The sequence below is a fragment of the Antrihabitans spumae genome (assembly GCF_043944905.1).
In the GTDB taxonomy this organism is placed as follows: domain Bacteria; phylum Actinomycetota; class Actinomycetes; order Mycobacteriales; family Mycobacteriaceae; genus Antrihabitans; species Antrihabitans spumae.
Window position 1 is genome coordinate 29,346 of record NZ_JBIMSN010000016.1, and the last position, 23,916, is coordinate 53,261.

The following is a 23,916-nucleotide window of genomic DNA, read 5'->3' on the forward strand; positions in this document are numbered from 1 at the left end:
CAGTACAACCACGACACCCTCTCTACCCGGAACAACCAGCGGAACCGGCGCCGACGCCCACACCGAGCTATGCCTAGGCTGGGGCGAGTGAAGCACTCCGCGTCGACCCTGCTCGACTCCCTCGATCGCCGACTTTTGGCCCGAAGTGCACATATTCGGCCGACCGGTGTCGACCGATCACTGCTCATCGCAAGCAAACTCGCCAACCACAGTGTGTTGTGGATGGGCGTTGCAGCAGGGCTCGCTGCAACAGGCGGCACGAACAGACGAGCGGCCGTTCGCGGAGCCCTCGCGGTCGCTGGCGCGAGCGCGCTCGCGAACGGTGTTGCCAAACCGGTCTTTCCGCGCCGCCGCCCACCGCCGGACTCGGTCCCGTTCGTGCGCGGTCTCGTCCGCCGACCCGAGTCCTCGTCGTTTCCGTCGGGGCACGCCGCGACGGCCGCCGCATTCGCTACCGCGGTCGCCATCGAATCTCCCAAAGCAGGCTTGGTCGTGGCCCCCGTTGCAGCAGCTGTCGCCTATTCGCGGGTGCACATCGGGGTCCACTGGCCTTCCGACGTCGTCGTCGGCGCGGCGCTCGGGGTTGGCGTCGCCCTCGCGACGCGACGGTGGTGGGCAGTCCGAATCGAGGAACCGGCATCGATCGGTGGGAGCGTCGAGGTCGCGGCGCTACCGCAAGGGCGAGGACTCGTGGTTCTGCTCAACGCCGGTGCCGGATCCGACGACGACTCGTTGACAACCGAGCTGCGAGAACGTTTGCCGGCCGCCACTTTCGTCGAGCTCGATACCGAACGAGACATCATCGAGCAGATCCACGCCGGGATCGACAGCACCGACGCCGAAGCACTCGGCATCGTCGGCGGCGACGGATCGGTGCTCGCGGCGGCAGGCATCGCCATCGAGCGAGGCCTGCCGCTTGCGGTGTTCCCCGGCGGAACCCTCAATCATTTCGCTCGCGACGTCGGAGTCACCGACGTAGCTGCGACAACGGAAGCAGCGGAAGCATTGGAGGCGGGTTCCGCGGTGCTGATCGATATCGCAGAGGTCCACGTCGACGGTCACACCGCCGAACTGTTTCTCAACACCTCCAGCCTCGGCGGCTACCCGGACTCCGTCCGGCTCCGCGAGAAATGGGCACCGCGGTTCGGCAAATGGCCCGCCGCGGCTGTGGCAATGGTCCGGGTTCTCGCGTCGGCACAACCCCTCTACGCCCGCATCGACGGCACCGAACACGCGATCTGGATGTTGTTCGTCGGGAACGGCCGATACTCCCCCGTCGACAAGGTGCCCATGTCTCGCCCCGACCTGCACAAGGGCGCCCTCGACGTCCGCTACATTCGTGCCGACACGCGGCTCTCCAGGCTGCGGCTTGTTGTCGACGCTTTGGCTGGAACCCTCGGCAACTCGAAAGTGTATGTCCAGCAGTTCGTTTCGAAAATCGATATCGAAATCGACGGCGCCGAGGTCGCACTCGCCACAGACGGCGAAGTGCCCCGGGCCGGTCGCACATTTCGTTTCGCGAGTCGGCCGGGGGCACTCCGGGTATATCGAACGCCCTAGGTCGGGTCGGCAGGACCTGCGTCGGTCGTGTCGGCCTTGTCGGGCGCGGGCTCGGCTTTTTCCGGCGCGGCAGGGTCGGGTGCAGCAACGCCGCCGAGCAGAGCCTCCAACGCGGACCCGGTGATACGACGGAACGCACGACGCGGGCGCGCTTGGTCGAGCACCGCAACCTCCAGCGCAGCGACGCCGATCGGCTTCTTCTCCTTGTCGGCACCTTCGGGCACACCGGCCTGCAGTGCTGCGACAGCGACAGCGATACCCGCCTCGAGCGACAGTCCAGGCCTGTACGAACTCTTCAACGCGGTCGCGATGGGTTCGGTGGTGCCACCCATCACGATGAACTCGCGTTCGTCGCCGATGGAACCGTCGTAGGTGATCCGATACAGCTGCGGCGGCTTCGGATCGTCGGGATACCCAACCTCGGCGACGCAGATCTCGACCTCGTACGGTTTCAGCTGATCGGTGAAGATCGTCCCGAGCGTCTGCGCATATGCATTGGCAAGAGTCCGGCCGGTCACGTCACGCCTGTCGTAGGCGTAGCCGCGAGTATCGGCGTGCACGATGCCCGCTTTGCGCAGATTCTCGAATTCGTTGTACTTACCGACGGCAGCGAAACCGAGACGGTCGTACAGTTCGCTGACCTTGTGCAACGCCGTCGACGGGTTTTCGGCGACGAACAGCACGCCGTCTGCGTACGTCAGCACGACGACACTTCGACCGCGACCGATTCCTTTGCGCGCCAACTCGGACCGGTCGCGCATGATCTGCTCGGCAGATGCGTAGTACGGCATCGTCATCGCGGCGCACCTCCCTGTTCGGTTCGGTCGGCAACGACGGCGCGAGCAATCTCCTCCGTACGCGTGGCCGGTACTTCGACCGCACCGTCGACGGTGATGGTCACTGCCGACGGGTAGATACGCCGAGCGAGATCGGGTCCGCCTGTGGCCGAATCGTCGTCGGCCGCGTCGTAGAGCGACTCGATGGCGATGCGCAACGCCTCGGCCTCGTCGAGGCCATCGCGGTACAGCTTCTTGATCGCCGATTTCGCGAACAGCGAGCCGGACCCGACAGCGTGATAGCCGGAGCGTTCTTCGCTACGTCCACCGACGACGTCGTAGGACACGATGCGGCCGGCTTTCGCCGGGTCCGCCGCTGCGGTGTCGTAGCCGACGAGCAGCGGGATCGCTGCAAGGCCCTGCATGGCGGCAGGCAGATTGCCGCGAACCATGCCGGACAGCTTGCTTGCCTTGCCGTCGAACGTCAGCGAGATGCCTTCGATCTTCTCGTAGTGCTCGAGTTCGACCGCGAACAGCCGGACCAACTCGATGGCAATGCCTGCAGTGCCTGCAATGCCCGCCGCGGAGTACTCGTCGGTGACGTACAGCTTCTGAATGTCCTTGTTGGCGATCAGGTTGCCCTGGGTCGCCCTCCGATCGCCCGCGAGCAGGACACCGCCGGCATAGGTGAGAGCGACGATCGTCGTGCCGTGCGGCGCGAAGTCGGCCCCAACCATGACGTCACCACTCCGTGCTTCGAATCGGTTGCCCGGCAACAGTTCCGGCGCGTGCAGACGCAAGTGCTCCGAGAACGACGACAGGTTCGATCCGAAATGCAGCGCGAGCGGCCCCTCCGCCGGTGGAAAACCAGTTCTGTCCGGGGTCACTGGCCGCCCTTCTGGACATAGGCGCGAACGAAGTCTTCGGCGTTCTCCTCGAGCACGTCGTCGATCTCGTCGAGCAGGTCGTCTGTTTCCTCGGCAAGCTTCTCGCGACGTTCCTGGCCCTCGGCACCGTCACCGGCTGGACCTTCGTCCTCGTCGCCGCCACCGGTGCGCTTGGTTTGTTCCTGCGCCATAGCAGCCGACCTCCTCGTATGCAGTGCATTCGAACGGGATTCGAATGCGTGTCTCCCGTGAACCTTCTCGGACCTTAACCCTACCGATCGCTACCGTCATGTTGGGGTAAAGCTCGGGTTCACCGCTAGGTTGCGTCGACTAGGTGGTGAGTTGATCGACCAGCTCTGCGGCGGTGTTGACCGAATCGAGCAACTTGCCGACGTGCGCCTTGCTGCCACGCAACGGTTCGAGGGTCGGAATGCGGACCAGCGAATCGCCGCCGAGATCGAAGATCACCGAATCCCAGCTTGCTGCGGCGATATCGGCACCGAACCTGCGCAGGCATTCGCCACGGAAGTAGGCGCGCGTATCGAGCGGCGGCCGCGTCATCGCTTCGAGCACCTGAGCCTCGGTGGTCAAACGCAACATCGAGCCTCGTGCGACGAGACGGTTGTAGAGACCCTTGTCCAGCCGGACGTCGGAGTACTGCAGGTCGACGAGGTGCAGCTTGGGGGCCGCCCAGCCGAGACCTTCGCGATTTCGGATGCCCTCGAGCAGACGTAGTTTGGCCGGCCAGTCGAGGATGTTCGCGCACTCCATCGGGTCGCGCTCGAGCAGGTCGAGAACCATGGCCCACTTTTCGAGGATGTCGTTCGCCCTCGCATCGTCGGGGCTGTGCGATGCGACGAACTTCGAACACCGCTCGAGGTAGATCCGTTGCAGCGCAAGACCGGTCAGTTCGCGTCCGTCGGCGAGCGCGACGACTGCCCGCAGCGTCGGATCGTGGCTGATCGTGTGGACCGCCGTCACCGGACGCGCCAGCTGCAGATCGGTGAGGTCGACACCCGCTTCGATGAGGTCGAGCACGAGAGCGGTCGTACCGACCTTCAGGTACGTCGACATCTCGGCAAGGTTGGCGTCGCCGATGATGACGTGCAGGCGGCGGTACTTGTCCGCATCGGCGTGCGGCTCGTCGCGGGTGTTGATGATGCCGCGCTTGAGGGTCGTTTCCAGGCCGACCTCGACCTCGATGTAGTCGGAGCGCTGTGACAGCTGGAAGCCGGCTTCGTCGCCGGACTGCCCGATGCCGACCCGGCCCGAACCGCAGATCACCTGCCGGGACGCGAAGAACGGCGACAACCCGACGGTGATCGAATTGAACGGCGTGTTCCGGCTCATCAGATAGTTCTCGTGCGTGCCGTACGACGCGCCCTTGCCGTCGACGTTGTTCTTGTACAGCTGCAAGCGTGGCGTTCCCGGCACGCTTGACGCGTAGCGCGCCGCGGCCTCCATCACGCGCTCCCCCGCTTTGTCCCAGATCACGGCGTCGAGCGCGTCGGTGACCTCGGGTGCGGAGTACTCGGGATGGGCGTGATCGACGTACAGGCGGGCACCGTTGGTCAGGATCATGTTGGCAGCACCGACTTCGTCGGCATCGATCACCGGGGCTGGTCCGCTGAGCCGACCGAGATCGAATCCACGAGCATCCCGAAGCGGCGATTCCACCTCGTAGTCCCACCGCGTTCGCTTGGCCCGTGGCACACCCTCGGCCGCCGCGTATGCCAGTACTGCCTGCGTCGACGTGAGAATCGGATTCGCCGAGGCCTCGGTAGGCGACGAGATGCCGTACTCGACCTCGATTCCGATGATTCGCTGCATGCGTCCGAGCCTATGCGACCTCCTCCGAGGATCGTCCGTCCGCTCGTACTTTCGGACGATGTGCGTGCAGGCGCCGCCGACCAGGCTGACGGTATGGACCGAATCCGATCACTCGACGTACTGCGCGGTATCGCGATCCTCGGAACGCTCGCGACCAACATCTGGATCTTCACCAACCCCGAAGGTTTGGTCGGCTACATCAGTCGGTCGGATCCGCTCGACGGTGGGTGGCAGTGGGTGGAGACGGTCATGCAGCAACTGGCGCAGGGCAAATTCCTCGGTCTGCTGACGATCATGTTCGGCATCGGACTCGCGATCCAACAGCAATCCGCGCTGCGTCGAGGTAGGCCGTGGCCAGGTCCGTACCCGTGGCGAGCACTCCTGCTGTTCATCGACGGCATCGTCCACTTCGTCCTTGTCGTCGAGTTCGACGTCCTCACCGGCTACGCCGTGACAGGTCTTGTCGTCGCCTTCGTCCTCGCGACATCCGAACGCGCGCAACGCCGTTGGATGTGGACGACGGCTGCGATCCATGTCGCTCTGCTGACGCTGATCACCCTGGCGCTTGCCTTCGCCGCCGAGCCCGAGACCGCGCCCGCGCCGCTCGACCCCAATCCGTACGCCGACGGCACGTGGCTGGATCTCGTCGTCTTCCGGCTCGACAACGTCGTGCTGTTTCGCTTCGAGCCGGTGTTCGTATTTGCTATGTCGATCGCGCTCTTCCTTGCGGGTGCGCGGTTGTACCGGGCAGGTGTGCTCGGGCCACAGGGCCACCGTATTCGCGTTCGGCTGATGCTCGCAGGTGCAATCGCGTGGCCGATCGACATGGCGCTCGGCGTGGCCGGCGGCGATACGGGCGTCATCGCCGCCCGCTACGGCACCGCAGCGATCGTGGCGTTCGGCCTGCTCGGGCTCATTGCAGAGTTCTACGTTCGCCGCACCGTGGGGGTGGTCGGTAGACGCCTGTCCGAGGTCGGTCGGACGGCGTTGAGCAGCTACGTCCTGCAGAACATCGTTGCGTCGATCATCTGCTACGGCTGGGGATTCGGGCTAGCCGATCGGGTGTCCGGCACTGCACGAATACCGTTCACGCTCGCCGTGTATGTCGTGGTCGCGGCGGTTGTGACGGTCTTCGCGCACGTCTGGCTCATGCGCTACGACAAAGGACCGGTGGAGTGGCTGTGGCATGCGAGCTACCTGAGAATCGTTTCGAAGACTGCAGCGAACGGTGCGACGATGGCAACCATGACGTCGAAACCTGCGGACGAAGTAGTCGCCGTGTACGACAGCGAACGCAACGTGATCGGAGAGGCACCGAGATCGGTCGTCTACGCCGACGGGCTCTGGCACGCGACCTCGGGGGTGCTTGTTCGGTCCTGCGATGGTGAGCGGATCTATGTGCACCGCCGGACGGACACCAAGTCGATTTTCCCAGGGATGCACGACTGCCTCGCCGGCGGCGTCGTCGACCCCGGCGAAACCATCGAAACTGCTGCGATCCGCGAACTCGAAGAGGAACTCGGGATCGTCACGACGTCACTTCGACCGCTCACAGATCTGTCGTGGGACGGCACCTGGCAGGGTAAACCGATGCGCTGCCACATGTTTGCGTTCGAGATTGTCAGTGACGGACCGTTCCAACATCAAGCGAGCGAGATCGTCGATGGCTGGTGGTGGACCGACGCCGAGCTACGCGAGCACCTCGCCGACCCGGCGTGGCCGTTCGTACCCGACACCCGACTGCTGGTACCTGGGATGTTGCGTTCCTTGGCGTAGCGCGCGAACGCGTGGACAGTGGTGTCATGAAGTTCGGAGCGGCGCAGTCCGGAGCCGCGAAGTCCGACACCGCGACGCCCGCGCAGACCGACCGCGGTTCGCCGGTCGGGCGTCGAGTCGTTCTCGGTCTGCTGGCCGCCGGGGTTGCCGGCGTGCTCGGCGGCAACGAGATTCAGAACGGACTCGCCCGTGTGCTCGGCCCGCTCGGCAATCACGATCCGACCGGACTGGTCGGTTTGATCCCGGTCGGAAACACGTTCAGGTTCTATTCGGTCACCCGCGGAGCGCCCCGACGCGACGCGAGCAACTACCAACTCACCTTGACCGGGCTTGTCGACAAACCTCGTAGCTTCACCCTCGACGATCTGCGATCGATGCCGCAGACCACTCTGGTGCGCGATTTTCAGTGCGTTACCGGCTGGCGGGTTCCCGAGGTGCGTTGGAGCGGTGTACGACTCGCCGACATCCTCGACGCAGTCGCTCCGCGGACCACCGCAACCGCGGTTCGATTCACCTCGTTCGACGGGACCTACACCGAGAGCCTCACCCTCGAACAAGCCCGCCGCGACGATGTCCTCGTCGCACTCGAAATGATCGACGGACCCGTCACCCATGATCACGGCGGTCCGGTTCGGCTCTACGTCGCGCCGATGTACGGCTACAAGAGCCTGAAATGGCTCGACGGTATCGAACTGACCAGCGAAGTGGTGCCCGGCTACTGGGAAGAACGTGGGTACTGGATCGACGCGTGGGTCGGCGAATCGAACGGACGCGACGATGACCCGACCTGATCTCACCGACAGCGAGGCGGACGGCGCGATGGTCGAGGTCCAGCGGTTCAGCCGGGCCGAACGCTGGGTCCACGCGACAACGGGCGTACTCGTCGCGGTCTGCATCGTGACTGCTGCGATTCTCTACAACGGTTCTCTTGCGGTCCTCGTCGGCAACCGTCACATCGTCGAAATCGTGCACGTCTATTGCGGTTTCGCGCTTCCGGTCCCATTGCTCGCCGGACTCGCGTCCGTCGCATACCGGACGGACCTCAGCCGCCTCAACCGGTTCACCCGTGCAGACTGGCAATGGTTGCGGTCGAAGACTCGGCGGGTGAACGCGATCGGGGTCGGCAAGTTCAACGCCGGGCAGAAGGTCAATGCGGCACTGAGCGCAGGCTCGATCCTCGTGCTGTTCGGCACCGGCATCGTCATGTACTTCCCCGACTGGACCCGGTTGGTCTGGCGTACCGGTGCGACGTTTGTGCACGACTGGTTCGCGCTGGCGTTCGGACTGCTTGTCGTCGGCCACCTCTTCTACGCGTTCAACGACACCACGGCCATGCGCGGGATGCGAACCGGCTGGGTGCCACGTTGGTGGGCTGAGCGCGAGCACGAGGCATGGGCCGCGGAAGTACTTGCCGGATCGGCCGACGACGAGCATCCGGGTAGCAAACCGGCACCGTAGGGTGCCTATTGTTCGAGTGTCGCTGCGGCCACGCTGGACGGGACCAGCACGGTTGTCCCACTCAGCGATTCGGAGTCACACATGGCCCGCAGGACCGCTTCAGCGGCAATATTTTTGGGGTTTGCGATCGCAGTTGCCCCGGCACTCGTCCCGATCGCGAGTGCTGCTGCGGCACCGAGCGTCGGCATCCAGCAATCCCCGCAGGGCCCGAACGGCCCTGCCAAAGGTCCGGACCGACCGCTCGGCCCAGACGCACTTCGCTATCGCTTCGTATCGGCCAACGACAATCCAGCCTGTATCGAGATCGCAGCGGAAGCGAATCGTCTGCTTTCGCAAGGGTTGGCAAGCGCCGCAGCCGATGTGGCCCGCAGTAAGGGCGACGACTGCCCGACCGTCACGGTGCGGGGCTAGCCTTCCGGCGGGGCCGGCCTTCCGGCGGGACTAGGCCGCCGTCGCGAGGTCGGTGTTGCGTCGCCGTTTCTCCAGGTCCCAGTTACGGAGCAGGACATCGGTGGCGAAGCTGGCATCGAGCGGTTCACCGGACCAATCGGCAGTGACAGCGTCGGGGTCGATGTGGCGATAACGGCGGCTGAGGTCGTCGACGTCACCCGACAGCAGTGGGGCGTAGTCGATTCCGCGCCCATCAGGATGGCGGAACGTGAACCTCTGACCACCCTCGGCGGTAATGGTGAACAACCCGTCGTGCAACGCGCGATGGTGTTCACCGCACAACAGGGTCAAGTTGTCGAGATCGGTCGGACCGCCCCGCGAATAGTAGACAACGTGGTGCGCATGCAGGAACCTAGTGCGGCCGCAGCCCGGCACCGTGCAGCACCGATCCCGGATCACCAACTGCCGCAGCAGGGTTCGACTCGGCCGACGTTGGGATGTGTCCCAGGCGATGGTCGGCCCGAGACGGCCGTGACGGATCAGCCGCACCGACGCAGTACACAACACCGCCTCCAGAGTCTGCGAATCGAGACCGGGACCGTCGTCGAGATGCGCATGCGATGCGTCGAGTGGTGACCCGTCGGGGCCGATATGAACCAACACATCCGCAGCAGGAGACACAACCGGAGAAGCGGTAGTGCCGGCGCAGATGGTCTCGGCCATCGCCACCATCGCGGGAACAGGATTCGAGGGTGCGGGTGCAGTGCGGTCGGGTTCAGGGGTATCAGGTCCATCGTCGTCGGTGCGGGTGCGTTCGTACTCCGCACGGGTCAGGGCAGCGATGAATCGGGCACCGTCCTCGGGACGGAATCGGGCGGACACGACCAGGGAGCCGTCGTCGTCGTAGAACCAACGCCCACCGGCACTGTCGGTGTCGGTGTTGCTGTTGTCGGCCTTACGGGTTTGTCGGACGAGGCCACGGACGAGCCGGTCCAGGTGTGCCGCCGGTGCTTGCAAGGCGATGCGCAGCAACGATTCTTCGGTGTGCGGTGTGGCGACGCGGGTGAGGGCGCGGACTTTGGAGTAGGACACTCGGCCTTCGGCGAATGCGTGCGCGATACGCGGAAGCACGGTCACGGCGTTCGCGACCCGGACCTGTTCACGAGCGGTGTGCAGGCTGACACCCGCTTTCCAGGACAGCCAGTGGGCAGCGGAATGCAGTTGCCAGCCGGCCCAGCCGCGGCGGGCGTCGAATTCGGCGAGCAGGGTCAGGAATCGGGCGGTGGCGGCGGCGATTTGCCCGGCGAGGGTGCAGATTTCGGTTTCGATCTCCTCGATCGGCCGTTCCGCTGTCGGTAGTTGTGCGGTGGTGTTCATCGAATCTCTCCGTTTCGATAGAACTGATGTTCGACAAACCTACCTCGGGGCACCGACAGAAACTGATCATCGAAACGTCCCCGCGGGGACGTCGAAGAGGCGCGACCAGGCGACACAGGACAACCCCAACGAGCAGCCGCAGGCCGACTCCCAGCACCAAGGTCATCGATACCCGCATACCGAGCCACCAACCACAACGGACCGCCCGACGTCCCCGCGGGGACGTCTCGACCCAGGTCCGACAATGTCGAACAAGTGGGGCCGGTCGGGGTGACCGGCAGCACGAAGGGTGCCGCCTAGCAAACGCCGAAACCTGTCGGACCGCACCGCTAGCTTGGATTCATGAGCACATTGTCGATGAGTTCACATGACCGCGAAGAGTTCCTTGCCGGTGTCCACATCGGAGTTTTGGCCGTTGGGCGTGCCGGCGAAGCACCGTTGACCACGCCGGTCTGGTACCGCTACGACGACGGCGTCGTCGAGATCGCGACGGCAGCGCGTACCAAGAAGGTTGCACTACTGCGCGATTCGCCCGAGGCGAGCCTTTGTGTGCAGCGGGAGGAGAACCCACCCGCGTACGTGACCGTCGAGGGGTCGGTGAGCATCGAGCCACTACCGGCCGGGGTGGTCACCGACATCGCGGCGCGCTATCTCGGCACGGACGGTGCAGCCCAATATGCGGAAACCGCCGAGGACGACACGTTGCTGCGATTGCACGTCCGTACCTGGCGATCGCTCGATTTCGCCAATCTCGGCGGTTGAACTGCCATTTGTCTGACCTCCCATTCGTCCAAGCGGTCCCGCACCGGCAAAGAGGAAACTGGGAGGCATGACACAGCAGACGGCCGCCGATCACTCAGAGTTACTGAAGCTCCTCGAGGACTGGGATGCCGCACTCGTCGCCAACGATGCCGAGCGAATCGCTGAATTCGCCACTGCCGATTGGTCGTTCGTCTCGCAGGACGGACTTGTGCCGGGTCGCCAGTTTCTGGAGTCGGTCGCGAACGGAACTGTCTCACACGACACCATGAGCAGCGAGGTGGTTTCCGTTCGCGAGTTCGGCGACGTCGCAGTCGTCGTCGCGCGAGTGATCAACACCGGCTACTACCAGGGCCAGCGGTTCGAGAACGACGAGTGGACCTCGGATGTCTTCGTTCGTCGAGACGGTCGATGGCGGTGCGAACTCACCCACCTGACTACCGCCCGACAAGGCGGCGCCTAGAAGGCTGGCGAACTCCTATCCGCCCGGGGCGAAGCCCGCGACCCAGCCTGCGAAGGCGCCAGGATTGCGCGTCTGCAGCAGGACTCGACCGGGACCAACGAAGTCGAACACGAAACCTTCGCCGGATTTCATCGACTGAATCGAACGACCCTGCACTGCCCTGCGCATCGAGAACGACATCGACAGGTCGTATGCGACAACATGTCCGGTGTCGATCGTGACCGCATCCCCTGCGGCGAGATCGAACACGTCGATCGCGCCGAAGACTCCGAGAACCACGTCACCCTGGCCGTGTGCGCGCAGGCCGAAACCACCTTCACCACCGAAGAGGTTGGCCATGCCACCCCACTTGCTTTCGATCTGCACACCATGCGAGCTGGCCAGCCAGCCGCCGCGGTTGATGAAGTAGGGCCGGTCAGCGGTAACCGGCAGCGCGAAGGCGTCGCCTGGCAGCACGGAAGCGACGTCGACCCAACCGCCGTTGTCCGGCGCGGTGTAGGTGTTGATGTAGAACGACTCTCCCGCAAGCACTTTGCGTTTGAGACCGGCTACCAGACCACCTTCGGCTTTTGCTTCGAGACGAATGCCTGCAGAGTGGGCGACCATTGCGCCGCTCTCGACACGAACGGGTTCGCCCGGTGCAAGAAAGCACCGGGCGACCGTCGATGATGGGTTGTGGCGGAGTTGTACCTGCACGAGGCGACCCTACAGGTATTGCCCCGTGTTGGACTCGGTGTCGATAGCCCGACTTGCACTCGCATTCTTGCCGGTGACGAGCGTGCGGATGTAGACGATCCGCTCGCCCTTCTTGCCGGAGATACGAGCCCAGTCGTCCGGGTTGGTTGTGTTCGGCAAGTCCTCGTTCTCGGAGAACTCATCGACGATCGAGTCGAAGAGATGCTGGATCCGCAGACCGGGTGACGCCGTCTCGAGGACTGCCTTGATCGCGTACTTCTTCGACCGGTCGACGATGTTCTGGATCATCGCGCCGGAGTTGAAGTCCTTGAAGTACAAGACCTCCTTGTCACCGTTGGCGTAGGTGACTTCGAGGAAACGGTTGTCTTCGCTTTCGGCGTACATCCGCTCGACGACCTTCTCGATCATCGCCCGAATGCAAGCCGAGCGATCGCCACCGAATTCGGCGAGGTCGTCTGCGTGCACCGGCAAACTCTCGGTCAGGTACTTCGAGAAGATGTCCTGTGCAGATTCCGCGTCCGGCCGCTCGATCTTGATCTTCACATCGAGACGTCCGGGCCGCAGAATCGCGGGGTCGATCATGTCCTCGCGATTGGAGGCGCCGATGACGATGACGTTCTCCAGACCCTCGACGCCGTCGATCTCACTGAGCAGCTGCGGCACGACGGTCGTCTCCACGTCCGAGGAGACACCCGAACCACGGGTCCGGAAGATCGAGTCCATCTCGTCGAAGAAGACGATCACCGGAGTGCCCTCGGACGCCTTCTCGCGTGCCCGCTGGAAGATGATCCTGATGTGGCGCTCGGTTTCGCCGACGAACTTGTTGAGCAGTTCGGGGCCCTTGATGTTGAGGAAGAACGACTTGGCTTCCTTGGCATCCTCGCCGCGCGATTCGGCGATCTTCTTTGCCAGCGAGTTGGCGACCGCCTTGGCGATCAGCGTTTTACCGCAGCCGGGAGGACCGTAGAGCAGCACACCCTTCGGTGGCCGCAGCGAGTACTCACGGAACAGTTCCTTGTGCAGGAAGGGCAGCTCGACCGCGTCGCGAATCTGCTCGATCTGCCTGCCGAGACCACCGATGTCGCTGTAGTCGACGTCCGGCACCTCTTCGAGCACGAGGTCTTCGACCTCAGCCTTCGGAACGCGCTCGAACGCGTAGCCGGCCTTCGTGTCGACCAGCAGCGAGTCGCCTGGGCGGAGCTTGCGGATCGGCCGGTCGGGGTCGTCGACGTCGTCGATCTCGGCGACATGAGCAAGCGGCTCGGCCAACCAGACGACGCGCTCTTCGTCGGCATGGCCGACCACAAGCGCTCGGGTGCCGTTGTCGAGAATCTCGCGAAGCGTGCAGATTTCACCGACGCGCTCGAACAAACCCGCCTCGACCACTGTCAGCGCTTCGTTCAGACGCACGGTCTGGCCGAGCTGGAGCGTGTCTGTGGCAATGTTCGGCGAGCAGGTCAGGCGCATCTTGCGACCCGAGGTGAACACGTCGACAGTCTCGTCGTCGTGCACGCCGAGCAGGGTGCCGTAACCACTCGGCGGCTGCCCGAGTCGATCGACCTCCTCGCGCAGCGCGATGAGTTGCTGACGCGCTTCCTTCAGCGTGTCCATCAGCTTCCCGTTCCGAATGGTCAGCGAGTCGACTCGACTTTCGAGTTCACGTGACCGTTCCGGCGACTCGGCAAGCTGGCGGCGGAGTCCAGCAGCTTCGGCACGCAGGGCTTCCAGTTCTCGCCACGCCGCCGAATCCGAACTATCTGTGGGGCTCATAGTGTCGACTCCTCCCAGTCCCGGTCTATCCACGCTACCGGCAGCGCGCGCTTTCTGCCGTACGACACTGTTTCGGTGCTGTGACGTGTCTCGGATGTGTTCGGCGACAAGACGAGTACCGCCAGGTCGTTGCGGCCCGATGTTAGCGTGACGTCCCGTCGCCGATACGCCCCGCAAGCTGCGATCGAGAGAAGAGTGCACGTGATTCACCGCAAATGCGTTAGTTCCGTCGGTGCTTTGCTCGTCGCGGTGGCCGGTGTCGCCTGCGGTTCCGACGATGCCAATACCCCTGCTGTCGGTCAGCCGTCGTCGCAGCCGACCACAACGGCACCTGAGCCGTCGGCGGTGCCGACCACCACGCAGGTGCCCGATGTCGCTCCCCCGACGCCGGATCTACTCCAGGATTCGCTGGTGCGGCTCGTCGATCCGGCGATCCCGGCACAGGACAAAGCGGGGCTGGTCGTCGACGGTCAGACCCGGGTGGAAGCGTTGGCCGCCTTGACGACGGGGCTGGACAACTACGGGCGAATCACCTTCGTCGTATCCGGTGTCGACGTAGCCGGGACATCGGCAACGGCAAAGGTCGACGTCACGGGCCCGCACGGCACAATTCCCATCAATATGACCTGGGACAAGGTCGGCGAGGCGTGGCAGCTGTCGGGCGCAAGCACGTGCAATCTGCTTGCGATGGGCAGAGTGCAATGCTGAAACGACTGCAACTGTCCGAAATGGTCGGCTTGTTCTTGCTGGTCGATTACCATTACGCGGCATGAAGGAAGGCGACCAGGCGCGCAACTTCGCCTTGCTCGATCACACCGGCACACGACGGACCCTGTACTCGTTCCTCACCGACGGACCCCTCGTGCTGTTCTTCTACCCCATCGCGTCGTCGCCGATTTGCTCTGCCGAGGCCTGCCACTTTCGTGATCTGGCGGCAGAGTTCGCCGCGGTCGGAGCGCGGCGCGTCGGGATAAGTACCGATTCGGTCGACAGGCAGGCGCATTTTGCACAGCAGCGGTCGTTCGACTTTCCGTTGCTGTCCGACGTCGGCGGTTCGGTTGCCGAACAATTCGGCGCCAAGCGCAGCGCACTGGCAAAACTGAGCCGCACCAGGCCCGCTGCGTCGTCAGGCCGCCACGCCCGCCATCGCGACGGGTGGCTCACCCGAATAACCACACGCCGCAAGACCTTCGTCATCGACGAGAACGGCACGGTGTGCAAGATCGTGTCGAACGATCTGCGCGCGAACATTCACGCGGATCAAGCGTTGTGGTACCTGCGTACCGAATACCGCAAACCCCTCCCGTACTAGCTCGGGCTCTGCCCCTTCGATGCCCTGCGCTGCGGCTTCGGAGTCACCGTTCCCTCCGCCAGTTTGCGTGCGCTCACGAGAAAGGCTGTGTGCCCCTGCATTCGGTGCTCGGGACGCACAGCAAGGCCGACGACGTGCCAGCCGCGGACGATCGATTCCCACGAGCGTGGTTCGGTCCAGCATTCCTGCTCGCGCATCGCCTCGACCACCTTCGACAACTGCGTCACGGTCGCGACGTAGACGATGAGGACACCGCCTGGAACCAGCGCCTTCGCGACGGACGGCAACGCGTCCCACGGGGAGAGCATGTCGAGCACCGCACGGTCGACCTGCCCGTCGAATTCGGCGACATCGGCGATGGTGAGGTCCCAGTTCTCGGGGCTACCGCCGAAAAAGGTCTCGACGTTGCGGACCGCGTGCTCGGCGTGGTCGGCGCGAACCTCGTAGGAAATGACGCGGCCCTCGGGCCCGACCGCTCGCAACAACGAACACGTCAATGCACCGGAACCCGCACCGGCTTCCAGGACACGCGCGCCGGGGAACACGTCGCCTTCGTGCACGATCTGTGCCGCGTCCTTCGGGTAGATCACCTGCGCACCGCGCGGCATCGACAGGATGTAGTCGACGAGCAACGGCCGCAGTGCAAGGTAGGGCGTGAAGTTGCTCGACTTGACGACCGTGCCCTCGTCGGAGCCGATCAGATCGTCGTGCGCAAGGCCACCGCGATGGGTGTGGAACTCCTTGCCCGCTTCGAGAACGACCGTGTAGTGCCGGCCCTTCGCATCGGTCAGCTGCACTCGATCGCCGACCTGAAAGGGTCCGGTAGGTCTTGCCGTCATCGAAATCCGACTCCCTATTGCTGATCCGCTACTGCTGGTCCGCGCGGACTCGACTCATTGTCGGCCCAGGGGCATACCCTGCCAGGTGTGACGACAACAGCACCGCCAGCCCCCGATTCGGCACCTCCGCGCAGGCCTGCGCTGTCGCCGTCGCGTGCTGCCGATTTCAAGCTGTGCCCGTTGAAGTACCGATTGCGTGCAGTCGATCGAATCCCCGAAGTGCCGACGAGAGCGGCCCTGCGGGGAACTGTCGTGCATGCCGCGCTGGAATCTCTGTACGGATTACCCGCCGCGGACCGTGTTCCCGACACGGCGACCGCGCTCGTCGATCCTGCGTGGGACCGTCTCGTCGGGGATGCACCGGAGTTGCGCGAGCTGGTCACCATCGACGAGCGCGGCGAATTTCTCGACGAAGCGCGCGCGTTGATTTCCAGGTACTACCGGCTCGAAGACCCGACTCGATTCGAACCTGAATCGTGTGAGCAGCGAGTGGAGGTCGAGCTGGAAGACAGTGTCCTGCTTCGTGGTTTCGTCGACCGCATCGACGTAGCACCGACCGGCGAGGTTCGGGTCGTCGATTACAAGACGGGCCGCGCACCGGGCGAAAGGCGCGAATCCCACGCGCTGTTCCAGATGAAGTTCTACGCGCTGGTCATTCTGCGGACCCGTGGGATCGTCCCGACGCAGCTTCGACTGCTGTATCTCGCCGACGACGAAATTCTCACCTACCAGCCCGATCGTGACGAACTGCTGCGGTTCGAACGCACGCTGTCCGCACTGTGGAAAGCGATCCTCGAAGCAGGCGCGACCGGAGATTTCCGGCCGAGTCCCAGCAACATGTGCAACTGGTGCGACTACAAGCCGCTGTGTCCAGCGTTCGGCGGCACTCTCCCCGAGTATCCGGGCTGGCCCGCAACCGTGCCGGACGGCACGAGGTAGGCCTGCCCGGATCCAGCGTCAGAACGCTCGACAGGACCGAATGTCGGAGGCAAGAATCGCTTTCGCGCCCAAGTCGGCGAGACGATCCATCACGTCGTTGTGTTCGGTGCGCGGCACCATCGCGCGCACGGCGACCCACGCTTCGTCCGCGAGCGGCGACACCGTCGGCGACTCGAGGCCGGGCGTGATCTGCACGGCCTCGTCGAGCAAGGTCTTCGGGCAGTCGTAGTCGAGCATCAGGTACTGCTGCGCGAAGACGACTCCCTGCACACGTGCGACCAATTGGTTGCGTGCGCGGTCCGACCGGTCCGACCCGGCCCGCTCGATGAGCACTCCCTCCGAGTCGCACAGTGAATCACCGAAAGCGACGAGGTTGTGCTGCCGCAGCGTGCGGCCGGACCCGACAACGTCGGCGATCGCATCGGCGACACCGAGTTGGATGGATATTTCGACGGCACCGTCGAGCCTGATGACATCGGCTGTCAGTCCGCGCTTCGCGAGATCGGCGCGAACGAGGTTCGGGTAGGACGTCGCGATGCGGAGGCCGCCGAGGTCGTCGGCACTCCAGTCGCGACCTGCAGGTGCCGCGTAGCGGAATGTGGATCGACCAAAGCCGAGCGGTAGGCGTTCGTCGACGGTCGCGCCCGAGTCGCGGGCGAGATCGCGGCCGGTGATGCCGAGATCCAGTTCGCCTGACCCGACGTAGATCGCGATGTCTTTCGGTCGGAGGAAGAAGAACTCGACCTGGTTCGCTTGGTCGAGCACGGTGAGGTCGCGGGAATCGGTGCGGCGGCGGTAGCCGGCTTCGCTGAGAATTTCAGCAGCAGATTCCGACAGGGCACCTTTGTTGGGGACTGCTACACGCAGCATGGGTTGAGTCTCTTTCACGGTCTTGGCCTTTCAGGCGGGGCGTGCACGGCGACGAGGAGTACCGATCACAGATGTCGGTAGACGTCATCGAGCTTCAGGCCGCGCCCGATCATCAGCACCTGCACCCAGTAGAGCAGCTGCGAGATCTCTTCGGCGAGGGCTTCGTCGCTCTCGTGCTCAGCCGCGATCCACACTTCGCCAGCCTCTTCGAGAACCTTTTTGCCCTGCGCATGCACGCCGGCGTCCAACGCTGCGACGGTTCCGGAACCGTCAGGGCGATTGGCGGCACGGTCGGCCAGCTCGGCAAACAGGGATTCGAAGTTCTTCACGGAAGGCCATTCTTCCAGCTACGCCAACGGTGACCGGCCAGTGGGTGCGAACGTGCCCGCACTCGGACGTGGCGAACGCCTCAGCCGAGCTCCTGCAACGAGATCTGGAACGACGTGTCGCTGGCACCGGGGATGTCGCCTGCGACGATCGACACCCACAACCCATCTCGGGTGAAGACGTGAGAGCCGCCGCTCGACGTGGTGTCGTCGAGGGTCCAACCGAGCCCCGGCAGCCTGCTGTCGTAGAACTCGATGAACTCGTCGGCGGTCGACGTGGTCGTGCCACTCAGCAGAGCGGTGACCGACTCGTCACGGCTCTCGGTTGTGTTCAGATTTTCCGGGAACGGAAAGTCGTCGGGAAACAGCGACGGAATGCCGTCGGTTGCCGGCTTCGTCGTTGTCGGCGGCGTAGTCGCCGTGTCGGACGCGGTCGGCTTGGTCGTCGCGGGCGCCTTCGGTGGCGCGGTTGCCGTCGCCTCGGCGGTGGACGGTTCGGGCGAGGCCTTCGAGCTGTCGTCGCCACCGCAGGCGACGAGGGCGAAAGCCAACGCAGTTGTGGCCAGCAAGCAGGTGAATCGTCGGGTCATCACTAGGTCCCTGTCGTCGACACCGCAGTTCAACGGTTCGACGATAGCCCCGGCGTTTACGCGCTGCTACCCGATGCGCAGATCACCGACGGTCAGCCCGATCAGGCTGTCGCGAAAGACCCGACCGGACGCTTCGGGAACTGGAATTTCGCAGGGTACGACGATGAGCGAGCACCCAGCAGCTTCCGCGGCGATCGCACCAGTCGGCGAGTCTTCGATCGCAACGCAGTGGGTCGGGTCGGTACCGAGCAGTTCGGCGCCGCGAAGGTAGAGGTCGGGAGCCGGCTTGCCGTGTGGCACCTCGTCGGCGCACACCGATGCGGCGAAATGCTCGCGGCCGAGCGTGTCCAGACCGAGCTCGGTGAGCGAGCGTTTGGTGTTGGTCACGAGTGCCATGGGGATTCCCGCGTCGAGAACCATGGCCAATGCCTCCTGCGCCCCTGGCCGCCACGGGATACCGTCACCGAACAGCTGGACAACGCGCTTGTCGAGCCAGTCGTCGGCATCGGCAAGGGCGTCCGGATGCGGTTCGAGGTCCAGCGAGTCGAAAATGATCGCGAGAGTGTTGGGTCCCGAGGATCCGATCAGCGCATGTCGCGTCGCCGGTGTCATCGGTCCGCCCAGGTTGAGGGAGAGTTCGTTTATGGCGACGTCCCACAGCTTCTCCGAATCGAGCAGCGTTCCGTCCATGTCCCACAACACACCGGCTACTTCTGGCACGCACTTTCCCCTCTGATTCCGACATCTCTGATCCAACGTCGACAGCCATGACGGTAGCCGACCGGACCGCTTCGCCGAGTGGCGCGGGAGGCGAGGACCACACACCTTCCGTCGTCGTGATGACCATCACCGAACGCCTAAGATTCGACGCCCGAAACGGACGATAGACTCGCTCTCGGGGGTCGGAAGAGACCGTTCGTCAGCAATGTGACACGCGTCTCGCCTCATCGCAGGGAATATTTGTTGCCGAATATTTGCTGTTCCCACAAACTGAAACAAACAGCAAGTAATTGAAAAGCGAAGCAACCGACAAGCGAACGAAAGGACCTTTCATGTCGTGGTTACGACATACCGCGGTCGCGCTCGCTGGTGTCGCAAGCGTCGGCTTCACGGGCGCTGCGGCGTCAGTAGTGCTATCCGACATGGGCGTCGACATGCCCACCAAATCGATCTTCGACTTCGCCATGCCGAATACGCCGAGGCCAAGTGGCCCGGTAGCCGTCAGTGGCGTCAATGGAGTGGACGCTGCGCGCACTGTCGCAGTCGATCTCGCAACCGCGACCGAAGTCGCACACCTGCTGCTCGATACAGCAACGCAGGAATCGGTGACCGCACCGAATCTCGTCACACCGTACAAGCCTGCACTCGAGGCGAAGGTGACCGTCGACGACTATTACCTCGGCGCAGCGGTCTCGCCTGTACGGTCACGCGTGGTCGGGCTCGATTTCACGACCAATATCCTCGACGTGATCCCGACCTTCGTCCGAGCCTTCTACGATCCCGATCCGAACTCCAAAGGTCCGACCGAGATCCGTACCGAACTCGACGGACGTGTCGGTGAAGTCAACGTCGTCGTTTCCGATCCGGATGTCGGCGAACGAGAAGTCACCCTCACCCGCACCGACGCGGTCTGACCCAGCCGGAGTGCTGCATCACCTCAGACGTTGAAGTACTTCGCCTCGGGGTGATGCAGAACGAACGCGTCGGTCGACTGCTCCGGATGCAGCTGCAGCTCTTCCGACAGCACGACACCGATTCGCTCGGAATCGAGTAGCGCAACCAGCTTCGCCCGATCTTCCAGGTCCGGGCACGCACCGTAGCCGAAGGAGTAACGGGCGCCGCGGTAGCCGAGCTTGAAGTACTCCGACACATCGGACGGGTCGTCCTCGGCGAGACTGTGACCGCCGAGCACCAATTCCTCACGGACGCGGCGATGCCAGTACTCGGCGAGAGCTTCGGTCAGCTGTACACCGATGCCGTGTACCTCGAGGTAGTCGCGGTAGGAGTCGGCAGCGAAAAGTTCGTTGGCGAAATCTGCGATCGGCTGACCCATCGTCACCAATTGGAACGGCAACACGTCGACGGAACCGTCCGCAACGGCCTTCTCCCTCGACCTGACGAAGTCGGCGATACACAGGAAGCGGTCGCGCTGCTGGCGCGGGAACGTGAAGCGATACCGTTCCGCCGCATCGGGTTCCGGGCTCTCGAGCACGATCACGTCGTCACCCTCGGACACGGCCGGGAAGTAGCCGTAGACAACCGCGGCATGAGCGAGGATGCCGTCGCTGGTGAGGCGATCGAGCCAGTACCGCAGGCGCGGACGTCCTTCCGACTCGACCAGCTCCTCGTACGTCGCGCCTTCGCCTGCCCGCTGACCGCGCAGTCCCCACTGGCCGAGGAACAGAGCACGTTCGTCCAACAGATTCGAATATTCGGACAGCGCAACACCTTTGACGATGCGACTCCCCCAGAACGGCGGTGTCGGCACAGGAAGATCTGCCGCGACGTCGGAGCGCTCGGGAACAACGACGGGAACCTCTGCGGCCTTTCGTTTTTCGGCGATCTTGCGGGAACGCTCGTGCCGCGCTTTACGTTCGGCCGCCTTCTCACGTTCCGCGATCGCTTCGGGGCTGTCCGGATCGGGTCCACCGCCGCGTTTGCGCGTCATGATGGTGTCCATCAACCGCAGACCTTCGAAAGCGTCACGGGCGTAACTGACTTCGCCGTCGTACACCTCGGTCAGGTCGTTCTCGACGTAGGACCGTGTGAGCGCCGCGCCACCGAGCATGACGGGGAACTGCCCCGCAACACCCTTGGCGTTCAGTTCGAGCAGGTTCTCCTTCATCACGACTGTCGACTTCACGAGCAGGCCGGACATACCGATGACGTCGGCCTTCTTGTCGATCGCGGCATCGAGGATCGACGCAATCGGTTGTTTGATACCGAGGTTGACGACCTCGTAGCCGTTGTTCGACAGGATGATGTCGACCAGGTTCTTACCGATGTCGTGGACGTCGCCCTTGACGGTCGCGATCACCATGCGGCCCTTGCCGTCGTCGTCGGTCGCCTCCATGTGAGGTTCCAGATAGGCGACAGCAGCCTTCATCACTTCGGCAGACTGCAGCACGAAAGGCAACTGCATCTGACCGGAGCCGAACAGTTCGCCGACCGTCTTCATCCCGGACAGCAACGTCTCGTTGATGATTTCGAGGGGCTTCTTGGTGAGCATCGCCTCGTCGAGATCGACGTCGAGACCGTTTCGGTCACCGTCGACGATCCGGCGTTCCAGCCGCTCGAACAGCGGCAGCTTGGCCAACTCCTCGGCTCTCGACTCACGGGCATCGGCCGCCGAGACGCCTTCGAACAGCGCCATCAACGTCTGCAGCGGGTCGTAGTCGTCGCGGCGACGGTCGTAAACGAGGTCGAGTGCGGTCTGCCGCTGTTCCTCGGGGATCCGCGCCATCGGCAGGATCTTCGACGCATGCACGATCGCGGTGTCGAGACCGGCCTCGATGCACTCGTTCAGGAACACGGAGTTGAGCACCTGCCGCGCAGCGGGATTGAGGCCGAACGAGATGTTGGAAAGCCCGAGTGTCGTGTGGATCTCCGGATGCAGCCGCTTGATCTCGCGGATGGCCTCGATCGTCTCGATGCCGTCGCGCCGGACCTCCTCCTGGCCCGTCGAGATCGGGAACGTGAGAGCGTCGATGATGATGTCGCTCTCCGACAATCCCCAGTTGCCGGTGATGTCCGCGATCAGCCGCTCGGCGATCCGGACCTTCCACTCGGCGGTACGCGCCTGACCCTCTTCGTCGATCGTCAACGCGACGACCGCCGCACCGTGTTCCTTCACGAGCGACATGATCTGCTGGAAGCGCGAATCGGGTCCGTCGCCGTCCTCGTAGTTGACGGAGTTGACCGCGCAACGCCCGCCGAGGTGTTCTAGACCAGCCTTCAGCACAGCGGGTTCGGTGGAGTCGAGCATGATCGGCAACGTCGACGCGGTCGCCAATCTGCTTGCGAGAGCAGACATGTCCGCGGCACCGTCACGGCCAACGTAGTCGACGTTGAGGTCGAGCATGTGCGCGCCGTCGCGCGTCTGATCCTTCGCGATATCGAGGCACTTCTCGTAGTCCTCGGCAAGCATCGCCTCACGAAAAGCCTTGGAGCCGTTGGAGTTCGTACGTTCGCCGATCATCAGGATGCTGGCATCCTGCTCGAAAGGCACTGCCGTGTAGAGCGAAGAAACGCCAGGCTCGCTGATGTGCTTACGCGTGCCCCGCTCGACATCGCGCACGGCCGCCGCAACCTGACGAATGTGCTCTGGCGTTGTGCCGCAACAGCCGCCGACCAACGCCAGACCGTATTCGCGTACGAAACCACTCAGTGCGATTGCCAGCTCTTCCGGTGACAGCGGGTATTCCGCGCCGTTGGCACCGAGGACTGGCAGACCTGCGTTCGGCATCACCGACACCGGCAGCTTCGAGTACTTCGAAAGATGGCGGAGGTGCTCGCTCATCTCGTCGGGTCCCGTTGCGCAGTTGAGCCCGATCAGGTCGACGCCGAGCGGCTCGATAGCCGTCAGCGCGGCGCCGATCTCGCTGCCGACCAGCATGGTTCCGGTTGTTTCCACAGTGACGTGGGTGATGATCGGCAGCCGCCTGCCGAGCTTTGCCATCGCGTTCTGGCTGCCGATGATCGCGGCCTTGACCTGCAGCAGGTCCTGACACGTCTCGATCAGGATGGCGTCGGCACCACCGTCGATCATGCCGAGCGCGGACTCCGTGTAGGCGTCGCGCAACACGGCGTACGGGGCGTGTCCGAGGGTGGGCAGCTTGGTGCCGGGGCCCATCGAACCGAGGACGAAACGTGGCATCCTGTCGCGACCTGGACCCATCTCGTCGGCAACGTCGCGCGCTAGCTGAGTGCCCTTCTCGGACAGCTCACGAATGCGATCGGAGATGTCGTAATCGGCAAGGTTCGGCAGGTTGCAGCCGAAGGTGTTCGTCTCGACTGCGTCGGCGCCCGCTTCGAAATACGCGCGGTGAATGTCTTTGAGCACATCGGGGCGCGTGTCGTTGAGAATTTCGTTGCAGCCCTCCAGCCCGAGAAAATCGTCGAGGGTGAGGTCGGCAGCCTGCAACATCGTGCCCATCGCACCGTCGCCGATGACAACACGCTGATCGAGCGCATCGAGCAGTGCAGAGTGCAGTGGCAAAGACATGCGCTCCAGAATAGTGGGGGCCTCAACAGTGTGATCTTCAGACGTATCCGGCTCACGGCCAGAACTACGCGGTG

Annotated in this window: 24 protein-coding genes and 1 pseudogene; 12 read left to right on the plus strand and 13 right to left on the minus strand. The window is 63.9% G+C overall.

What is annotated here, in order from left to right:
* The first annotated feature begins 69 nt into the window (after positions 1 to 69).
* Positions 70 to 1,560 carry a bifunctional phosphatase PAP2/diacylglycerol kinase family protein gene (locus ACHIRB_RS03510; RefSeq protein ID WP_395123396.1) on the plus strand — a complete coding sequence of 497 codons (1,491 nt, stop codon included), beginning with the start codon at positions 70 to 72 and terminating at the stop codon, positions 1,558 to 1,560.
* On the opposite strand, the gene prcA is transcribed toward ACHIRB_RS03510, so the two are convergent.
* From prcA to dop, 4 genes are all read right to left on the minus strand, one after another.
* The gene (gene prcA, locus ACHIRB_RS03515) at positions 1,557 to 2,357 is read right to left on the minus strand and encodes a proteasome subunit alpha (RefSeq protein ID WP_395123395.1); all 801 of its coding nucleotides are present in this window, start codon (positions 2,355 to 2,357) and stop codon (positions 1,557 to 1,559) included. The two genes, ACHIRB_RS03510 and prcA, sit on opposite strands and share 4 nt — an antisense overlap.
* Positions 2,354 to 3,223 carry a proteasome subunit beta gene (prcB, locus tag ACHIRB_RS03520; protein ID WP_307829454.1) on the minus strand — a complete coding sequence of 290 codons (870 nt, stop codon included), beginning with the start codon at positions 3,221 to 3,223 and terminating at the stop codon, positions 2,354 to 2,356. The genes prcA and prcB overlap by 4 nt, the downstream gene beginning before the upstream one ends.
* Complete coding sequence (locus tag ACHIRB_RS03525; protein WP_395123394.1) at positions 3,220 to 3,414, minus strand: ubiquitin-like protein Pup; 195 nt, start codon at positions 3,412 to 3,414, stop codon at positions 3,220 to 3,222. Before ACHIRB_RS03525 ends, prcB begins: the two co-directional genes overlap by 4 nt.
* A 139-nt stretch (positions 3,415 to 3,553) precedes the next feature.
* Entirely contained in the window at positions 3,554 to 5,053 is a 1,500-nt protein-coding gene (dop, locus tag ACHIRB_RS03530) for a depupylase/deamidase Dop (RefSeq protein ID WP_395123393.1), read from the minus strand.
* A gap of 93 nt (positions 5,054 to 5,146) precedes the next feature.
* Here dop and ACHIRB_RS03535 point away from each other — a divergent pair.
* From ACHIRB_RS03535 to ACHIRB_RS03555, 5 genes and pseudogenes are all read left to right on the plus strand, one after another.
* Positions 5,147 to 6,268 (plus strand): annotated as a pseudogene (locus tag ACHIRB_RS03535) (DUF418 domain-containing protein); the annotation flags it as partial.
* 21 nt (positions 6,269 to 6,289) lie between these two features.
* Positions 6,290 to 6,829, plus strand: coding sequence for an NUDIX hydrolase (locus ACHIRB_RS03540; protein ID WP_395123420.1), 540 nt, complete (start codon positions 6,290 to 6,292; stop codon positions 6,827 to 6,829).
* 26 nt (positions 6,830 to 6,855) lie between these two features.
* On the plus strand, positions 6,856 to 7,620 hold the full coding sequence (locus ACHIRB_RS03545; protein WP_395123392.1) for a molybdopterin-dependent oxidoreductase: 765 nt from the start codon (positions 6,856 to 6,858) through the stop codon (positions 7,618 to 7,620).
* Positions 7,607 to 8,287: a cytochrome b/b6 domain-containing protein gene (locus ACHIRB_RS03550; protein ID WP_395123391.1), complete on the plus strand. Its 681-nt coding sequence runs from the start codon at positions 7,607 to 7,609 to the stop codon at positions 8,285 to 8,287. Before ACHIRB_RS03545 ends, ACHIRB_RS03550 begins: the two co-directional genes overlap by 14 nt.
* Before the next feature lie 81 nt (positions 8,288 to 8,368).
* Entirely contained in the window at positions 8,369 to 8,698 is a 330-nt protein-coding gene (locus tag ACHIRB_RS03555) for a hypothetical protein (protein ID WP_395116036.1), read from the plus strand.
* 30 nt (positions 8,699 to 8,728) lie between these two features.
* On the opposite strand, the gene ACHIRB_RS03560 is transcribed toward ACHIRB_RS03555, so the two are convergent.
* Positions 8,729 to 10,054 (minus strand): HNH endonuclease signature motif containing protein, encoded by a 1,326-nt coding sequence (locus ACHIRB_RS03560; RefSeq protein ID WP_395116034.1) that lies wholly within the window; start codon positions 10,052 to 10,054, stop codon positions 8,729 to 8,731.
* A gap of 342 nt (positions 10,055 to 10,396) precedes the next feature.
* On the opposite strand from ACHIRB_RS03560, the gene ACHIRB_RS03565 reads away from it, so the two are divergent.
* Together ACHIRB_RS03565 and ACHIRB_RS03570 are read left to right on the plus strand one after the other, a co-directional pair.
* Entirely contained in the window at positions 10,397 to 10,816 is a 420-nt protein-coding gene (locus tag ACHIRB_RS03565) for a pyridoxamine 5'-phosphate oxidase family protein (protein ID WP_395116032.1), read from the plus strand.
* 67 nt (positions 10,817 to 10,883) lie between these two features.
* Positions 10,884 to 11,276, plus strand: a complete 393-nt coding sequence (locus ACHIRB_RS03570; RefSeq protein WP_395116030.1) for a nuclear transport factor 2 family protein — start codon at positions 10,884 to 10,886, stop codon at positions 11,274 to 11,276.
* 15 nt (positions 11,277 to 11,291) lie between these two features.
* On the opposite strand, the gene ACHIRB_RS03575 is transcribed toward ACHIRB_RS03570, so the two are convergent.
* Complete coding sequence (locus ACHIRB_RS03575) at positions 11,292 to 11,972, minus strand: TIGR00266 family protein (protein WP_395123390.1); 681 nt, start codon at positions 11,970 to 11,972, stop codon at positions 11,292 to 11,294.
* A gap of 9 nt (positions 11,973 to 11,981) precedes the next feature.
* Positions 11,982 to 13,742: a proteasome ATPase gene (gene arc / locus ACHIRB_RS03580; RefSeq protein WP_199701392.1), complete on the minus strand. Its 1,761-nt coding sequence runs from the start codon at positions 13,740 to 13,742 to the stop codon at positions 11,982 to 11,984.
* Positions 13,743 to 13,943: 201 nt separating this feature from the next.
* Here arc and ACHIRB_RS03585 point away from each other — a divergent pair, with 201 nt between their 5' ends.
* The gene (locus ACHIRB_RS03585; RefSeq protein ID WP_395116026.1) at positions 13,944 to 14,450 is read left to right on the plus strand and encodes an MTB12 C-terminal domain-containing protein; all 507 of its coding nucleotides are present in this window, start codon (positions 13,944 to 13,946) and stop codon (positions 14,448 to 14,450) included.
* A 61-nt stretch (positions 14,451 to 14,511) separates the two neighbouring features.
* Positions 14,512 to 15,054, plus strand: coding sequence for a peroxiredoxin (locus ACHIRB_RS03590; RefSeq protein ID WP_395116024.1), 543 nt, complete (start codon positions 14,512 to 14,514; stop codon positions 15,052 to 15,054).
* On the opposite strand, the gene ACHIRB_RS03595 is transcribed toward ACHIRB_RS03590, so the two are convergent.
* Positions 15,051 to 15,893, minus strand: coding sequence for a tRNA (adenine-N1)-methyltransferase (locus ACHIRB_RS03595; protein WP_395116022.1), 843 nt, complete (start codon positions 15,891 to 15,893; stop codon positions 15,051 to 15,053). The genes ACHIRB_RS03590 and ACHIRB_RS03595 overlap by 4 nt on opposite strands.
* Positions 15,894 to 15,980: 87 nt before the next feature.
* On the opposite strand from ACHIRB_RS03595, the gene ACHIRB_RS03600 reads away from it, so the two are divergent.
* Positions 15,981 to 16,832 carry a RecB family exonuclease gene (locus ACHIRB_RS03600; RefSeq protein WP_395116020.1) on the plus strand — a complete coding sequence of 284 codons (852 nt, stop codon included), beginning with the start codon at positions 15,981 to 15,983 and terminating at the stop codon, positions 16,830 to 16,832.
* Positions 16,833 to 16,850: 18 nt separating this feature from the next.
* Here the strand turns inward: ACHIRB_RS03600 and hisG are convergent, their stop codons facing one another.
* The 4 genes from hisG to ACHIRB_RS03620 all read right to left on the minus strand — a co-directional run bounded on the left by hisG (position 16,851) and on the right by ACHIRB_RS03620 (position 19,338).
* On the minus strand, positions 16,851 to 17,702 hold the full coding sequence (gene hisG / locus ACHIRB_RS03605; RefSeq protein ID WP_395116018.1) for an ATP phosphoribosyltransferase: 852 nt from the start codon (positions 17,700 to 17,702) through the stop codon (positions 16,851 to 16,853).
* Positions 17,703 to 17,767: 65 nt separating this feature from the next.
* Positions 17,768 to 18,031 (minus strand): phosphoribosyl-ATP diphosphatase, encoded by a 264-nt coding sequence (locus ACHIRB_RS03610; protein WP_199701380.1) that lies wholly within the window; start codon positions 18,029 to 18,031, stop codon positions 17,768 to 17,770.
* An 80-nt stretch (positions 18,032 to 18,111) separates the two neighbouring features.
* Positions 18,112 to 18,618 carry a hypothetical protein gene (locus ACHIRB_RS03615; RefSeq protein WP_395116016.1) on the minus strand — a complete coding sequence of 169 codons (507 nt, stop codon included), beginning with the start codon at positions 18,616 to 18,618 and terminating at the stop codon, positions 18,112 to 18,114.
* Positions 18,619 to 18,684: 66 nt separating this feature from the next.
* The gene (locus tag ACHIRB_RS03620; protein WP_395116014.1) at positions 18,685 to 19,338 is read right to left on the minus strand and encodes an HAD family hydrolase; all 654 of its coding nucleotides are present in this window, start codon (positions 19,336 to 19,338) and stop codon (positions 18,685 to 18,687) included.
* Between the two features lie 332 nt (positions 19,339 to 19,670).
* Here ACHIRB_RS03620 and ACHIRB_RS03625 point away from each other — a divergent pair, with 332 nt between their 5' ends.
* The gene (locus ACHIRB_RS03625) at positions 19,671 to 20,252 is read left to right on the plus strand and encodes a hypothetical protein (protein WP_395116012.1); all 582 of its coding nucleotides are present in this window, start codon (positions 19,671 to 19,673) and stop codon (positions 20,250 to 20,252) included.
* A gap of 23 nt (positions 20,253 to 20,275) precedes the next feature.
* Here ACHIRB_RS03625 and metH read toward each other — a convergent pair whose 3' ends face one another.
* Complete coding sequence (gene metH, locus ACHIRB_RS03630; protein ID WP_395116010.1) at positions 20,276 to 23,842, minus strand: methionine synthase; 3,567 nt, start codon at positions 23,840 to 23,842, stop codon at positions 20,276 to 20,278.
* Positions 23,843 to 23,916: the final 74 nt, after the last annotated feature.